The following is a 5,189-nucleotide window of genomic DNA, read 5'->3' as shown; positions in this document are numbered from 1 at the left end:
GCCCCGCACCCCCACAAAAAGAGAGGTTAAGGTAAGCCTCGCCTTAGCGAGACCCCCTTGCCTGGGCAAGCCCCTTATGCCCCCCGGAGTACCCCCGTGCGCACGTCCAAGCCGACAGCAGTCCTGATCGCCGCCCTGATCGCAGGCACCGTCCTGGCGGGCTGCTCGACCGACTCGGACGGCAAGACAGCCGACGCCAAGGCCCCCGGCGCCGTCAACAAGGTCGCCGGCGCCTCCGAGGGCCCCGCCGCCGCGCCCGGCACGCTCGCCGCCGGCATGGGCTCGGACGTCGCGAAGGACGGCACCTTCCCGAGGACGGTCAAGCACTACGCGGGGACTACGACGGTCAAGGTGGCGCCGACGAAGATCGCCGTCCTCAGCACCGGCCAGCTCGACGACCTCCTCAGCCTCGGCGTCGTACCGACCGCGTCGACGCGCGCGGCGAACGCGGGTCTAGTACCCGACTACCTGAGCGCTACGTTCCCGCAGTACAAGGCCGAGCTGAACGAGATGTCGGACGCCGGCACCCGGCAGGCGCCGAACCTGGAGTCCCTCGCGACGGCGAAGCCGGACCTGATCCTGGTCAACAAGTCCCTCTCCGACCTGTACCCGAAGCTGTCGAAGATCGCGCCGACGGTCGTCACCGCAGGCCAGGGCATCAACTGGAAGCGTGATCTCCTCCTTGTGGGGGACGCGGTCGGCAAGGGCCAGGCGGCGCGGACCCTGCTGAACGGCATCGTCGCGGACGCCAAGTCCCAGGGAGCCGGCGTCAAGGGCGACCCCACCGTCTCGATGGTCCGCTTCACCCCCGACCGCACCCGCATGTTCGGTGTCTCCTCCTTCACGGGCTCGATCGCCGTGGACATGGGGCTCGCCCGTCCCGCGTCGCAGCAGTTCAAGGCGATCTCGCAGGACATCAGCAGCGAGAAGATCGACACGGCGGACGGCGACTGGATCTTCTACTCGGTGCAGGGCGACGCGTCGAAGACGGACGCGGCGAGCACGGTCGCGGGCCCGCTGTGGAAGGGCATGAAGGGCGTCAAGGCGGGGCACGCGGTGCAGGTCGACGACGACCCCTGGTACCTGAACGCCGGTCCCACCGCCGCGCGCCTGGTCGTCGGGGAGCTCGCGGAGCACCTGGCCAAGTGACCCGGCGCCTGATCGTCTGGCCGGCGGCTGCCCTCGTGGTGGCCGCCGCCGTCGTGCTCAGCCTCGCCGTGGGTACTAGAGCCGTACCCCCGGCGGCGGTCCTGGACGCGTTGCTCCATCGGGGGGAGTCCCCTGACACCCTGGTAGTACGGTCGCTGCGGCTGCCCCGTACCGAGATCGGGCTCACGGCCGGTGCGGCGCTGGGTCTCGCGGGGACCGCGCTCCAGGCCGTCACCAGGAATCCGCTGGCCGACCCCGGGATCCTCGGCCTCAGCCAGGGTGCGGCGGCCGGTGTCGTCACAGCGATCGCGTTCGGCTGGGCGAACGGTTTCAGTGGGTACGTGTGGTTCGCGTTCGCGGGTGCGGTCGGCGCCGCGTGTCTCGTGTACGCGGTCGCCTCGCGCGGCAGGGGTGGGGCGTCGCCGGTCAAACTCGCCCTCGCGGGGACGGCGTTGGCGGCGATGACGGCGGGCGGGACGACCGTCGTCCTCACCTCGTCGTCCGCGACGCTCGACCAGTTCCGGTTCTGGCAGGTGGGTGCGCTCAGCGGGCGGGATGCTGGAAGCGTCGTACGGATGCTGCCGTTTCTGCTGGTCGGTGCGGTGCTGGTGATGGCGTGCGCGCCGGGGTTGGATGCGCTGGCGCTGGGCGACGAGACGGCTCGGGGGCTCGGGCATCGGGTTCAACTCGTGCGGGGTGCCGCGGCGTTGGGGGCGACCCTGCTGACGGCGTCCGCTGTGGCCGCCGCCGGACCGATCGTGTTCGTGGGGCTCGTGGTGCCGCATGTCGCACGGAGGTTGGTGCGCACGGGAGGGCATCGTTCGCTGTTGCCGCTGTCGGCGCTGTTGGGTGCGGCGCTGCTGGTACTCGCTGATGTGGCGGGACGGGTGGTGCGGGCGCCCGCCGAGGTGCCGGCCGGGGTGATGACCGCTGTGGTGGGGGTGCCGGTACTGGTGGTGCTGGTGCGGCGGAAGAAGGAGGTGGCATGAGGCTCTCCGGTCCCCCCAGCGGCGTACACCCTGGCTCCCTGGTACTACGTCCCACCCCCCGCCTCTCCCTCCTCGTCCACCGGCGTTCCCTCGCCGTCGCAGCCGCCCTCCTCGTCCTCCTCGGCGCCGCGATGCTCGCGTCCGCCTGTCTGGGGCAGACCCTGGTAGCCCCGGGTGATGTGTGGGCCGCGCTCAGGGGGACGCCGGGGCCGTACGACCTGGTGGTGATGGAGCTACGGGTCCCCCGGATCGTCGTCGGCGCCCTCGTGGGGCTCGCGCTCGGTGTCTCCGGTGCGCTGATCCAGACCGTGACCCGGAACCCCCTCGCCAGTCCCGATGTGATCGGCGTCGGGCACGGGGCGGCTGCGGCGACCGTCGGTGCGCTGGCGACCGGCGCCGTGTCGTCGCCGTCGGCGATGCCCGCCGTATCCGTGCTGGGCGGCCTCGCCGCTGCGGCCCTGGTGTACGCCCTGGCCTGGCGGAACGGGTTGCAGCCGAACCGGTTCGTGCTGACCGGCGTGGGCATCGGTGTGGCCCTCTCCGCTGTGGTTCAGCTGTACCTCGCCGACAGCGAGCTCGATGCGGCCGAGCAGCTCAAGCTGTGGCTGACGGGGAGCCTCAACGGGCGCGGGTGGGAGCAGGCGCGGCCCTTGGCCACCGTACTCCTGCTGGCGCTGCCCGCGCTGGTGTGGGCGAGCCGTGCGGTGCGGCCCCTGGGGCTCGACGCGGATACCGCTGCGGGGCTAGGGGTACGGGTGAACCGGATGCGGCTGGGGTTGACGGTCCTGGGTGTAGTGCTCGCCGCCGCGGCGACCGGTGCCGCAGGGCCGATCAGCTTCGTGGCGCTCACGTCTCCGCAGCTGGCGCGCAGGCTCACCCGTACACCGCAGCTGCCGCTCGTCGCGTCGGGGCTGACCGGGGCGGTCGTACTCGTGACGGCGGATCTGGTGGCGCGGGTACTGGTACCTCCGGTGGAGATACCTGTGGGGGCGCTCACCGCGCTGGTAGGGGGGCCGTACCTGCTGTGGCTGCTGGGGAGACGTACGTAGATAGACGGACGCGGAAGGCTGGTCCTCCGGTAGGGGATACCGGAGGACCAGCCTCAGGGGCGTACGACCGCCGGGGTCAGATCGTCGCCGTGTCGATCACGAAGCGGTACCGGACGTCGCTGTTCACGACCCGGTCGTACGCCTCGTTGATCTCCTCCGCCGAGATCAGCTCGATCTCGGAGCCCAGGTTGTGCTCGGCGCAGAAGTCGAGCATCTCCTGGGTCTCGGCGATGCCGCCGATCATCGAACCGGCGAGGGTCTTGTTGCCGCCGATGAGGGAGAAGAGGTTGAGGGAGACGGGCTCCTCGGGGGCGCCGACGTTGACGATCGCGCCGCCGGTCTTGAGGAGGGAGAGGTAGGCGCCGAAGTTCAGCGGCGCGGAGACGGTGGACACGATCAGGTCGAAGGTGCCCGCGAGCTGCTTGAACGTGTCGGCGTCGCTGGTGGCGTAGTAGTGCGTGGCGCCGAGCTTGAGGCCGTCGTCCTTCTTGCTGAGGGTCTGCGAGAGGACGGTGACCTCGGCGCCGAGCGCGGCACCGATCTTGACGGCCATGTGGCCGAGCCCGCCGAGGCCGATGACGGCGACCTTCTTGCCGGGGCCCGCGCCCCAGTGCTTCAGCGGGGAGTACGTGGTGATGCCGGCGCACAGCAGGGGCGCGGCGACGTCGAGCGCGAGGCCGTCGGGGATGCGGACGACGAAGCTCTCCTTGACGACGATCTGCTGCGAGTAGCCGCCGTACGTGGGCTCGCCGTCCTTGCCGATGGCGTTGTACGTGCCGACGTTGCCCTGCGTGCAGAACTGCTCCACGCCGGCCCGGCAGTTCTCGCACTCGCCGCACGAGTCGACCATGCAGCCGACGCCGACCCGGTCGCCGACCTGGTACTTCGTGACGCCGGGGCCGACCTCGGAGACGATGCCCGCGATCTCGTGGCCCGGGACCATCGGGAACATGGCCGTGCCCCAGCCCTCGCGGGCCTGGTGGATGTCGGAGTGACAGATTCCGGCGAACTTGATGTCGATCTGGACGTCGAACTCGCCGACCGGGCGGCGCTCGATGGTGGTGCGGGCGAGCGGGGCCTTGGCGGCGGGTGCGGCGTACGCGGCGACGGTGGTCATGCCGTGGTTCTCCTAGCGGGGGATGCGTCCCGGCCTGCCTTCGGGCCGGGCACGTGCCCCAGCCTGCCACGGCGTCGAGCGTTCACCCAGGTCACAGCTCTGCCTACGCTCACTGTGCCTACCACTGGCGGGGACAGGATCAGGAGCGTACGACGGTAGGGGGTGGCCGATACTGGGTGTATGGACGAGGAGCGGCCGACAGGGCCGGGTGAGCCGGCCGGGCTGGACCGGCGGGCCGAGCTGAGTGAGTTCCTGCGGACCCGGCGAGCCCGGCTGAAGCCGGAGGACGTAGGACTTTCGGGGTACGGCCGGCAGCGGCGGGTACCAGGACTACGGCGGGAGGAGCTGGCCCAGCTCGCCGGGGTGTCCGTTGCGTATTACACGCGTCTTGAGCAGGGCAACGGCCGCAACGTCTCGGCGGAGATCCTCGACTCCATCGCGCGGACGCTACGGCTCACCGAGGCCGAGCACGCACACCTCATGCACCTCGCGAAGCCCAAGCAGCACAAGAAAAAGTCTGGGGGTGGCCGGCCTCAGCAGGTCCGCGTCCCCCTGCACCACCTCCTCACCGCCATGGACGGTGTACCCGCGTACATCATCGGGCGGCGTTCCGAGATCCTCGCGTGGAACCGGCTCGCCGCGGCCCTCTTCGGCGACTGGTCCGAACTGCCCGCCGCCGAGCGGAACTGGGCCCGCCTGACCTTCCTGCGCCCCGACTACCGCGACCTCTTCATCCCCTGGGAGGAGAAGGCCAGCGACATCGTCGCCACCCTGCGCTGGGAGGCCGGCTGCTATCCCGACGACCCCCGCCTCTCCGCCCTCGTCGGTGAACTCTCCGTCAAGAGCGAGGAGTTCCGCCGGCTGTGGGCCGCCCACGACGTCAAG

The 5,189-nt window shown here is 70.8% G+C and carries 5 protein-coding genes; 4 read left to right on the top strand and 1 reads right to left on the bottom strand.

Features of this window, described 5'->3' with window-relative positions:
• The first annotated feature begins 96 nt into the window (after positions 1 to 96).
• From AOK24_RS26655 to AOK24_RS26645, 3 genes are read left to right on the top strand one after another with little or no spacing between them, the layout of a single operon-like run.
• On the top strand, positions 97 to 1,149 hold the full coding sequence (locus AOK24_RS26655; RefSeq protein ID WP_055722607.1) for an ABC transporter substrate-binding protein: 1,053 nt from the start codon (positions 97 to 99) through the stop codon (positions 1,147 to 1,149).
• Positions 1,146 to 2,138, top strand: a complete 993-nt coding sequence (locus tag AOK24_RS26650; RefSeq protein WP_055722606.1) for a FecCD family ABC transporter permease — start codon at positions 1,146 to 1,148, stop codon at positions 2,136 to 2,138. The genes AOK24_RS26655 and AOK24_RS26650 overlap by 4 nt, the downstream gene beginning before the upstream one ends.
• Positions 2,135 to 3,187 (top strand): FecCD family ABC transporter permease, encoded by a 1,053-nt coding sequence (locus AOK24_RS26645; RefSeq protein WP_055722605.1) that lies wholly within the window; start codon positions 2,135 to 2,137, stop codon positions 3,185 to 3,187. Before AOK24_RS26650 ends, AOK24_RS26645 begins: the two co-directional genes overlap by 4 nt.
• A 76-nt stretch (positions 3,188 to 3,263) precedes the next feature.
• Here the strand turns inward: AOK24_RS26645 and AOK24_RS26640 are convergent, their stop codons facing one another.
• Positions 3,264 to 4,304 carry an NAD(P)-dependent alcohol dehydrogenase gene (locus tag AOK24_RS26640; protein ID WP_055722604.1) on the bottom strand — a complete coding sequence of 347 codons (1,041 nt, stop codon included), beginning with the start codon at positions 4,302 to 4,304 and terminating at the stop codon, positions 3,264 to 3,266.
• A gap of 180 nt (positions 4,305 to 4,484) precedes the next feature.
• Between AOK24_RS26640 and AOK24_RS26635 the strand changes: the two genes are divergently transcribed.
• Positions 4,485 to 5,189: helix-turn-helix domain-containing protein (locus AOK24_RS26635; RefSeq protein WP_055722603.1), on the top strand; the 705-nt coding region annotated here is incomplete at its 3' end.

The organism is Streptomyces niveiscabiei (assembly GCF_001419795.1).
GTDB classification, from domain to species: Bacteria; Actinomycetota; Actinomycetes; order Streptomycetales; family Streptomycetaceae; genus Streptomyces; species Streptomyces niveiscabiei.
Note: the sequence above shows the minus strand (reverse complement) of the source record. Positions and strands in the feature narration are given on the sequence as shown.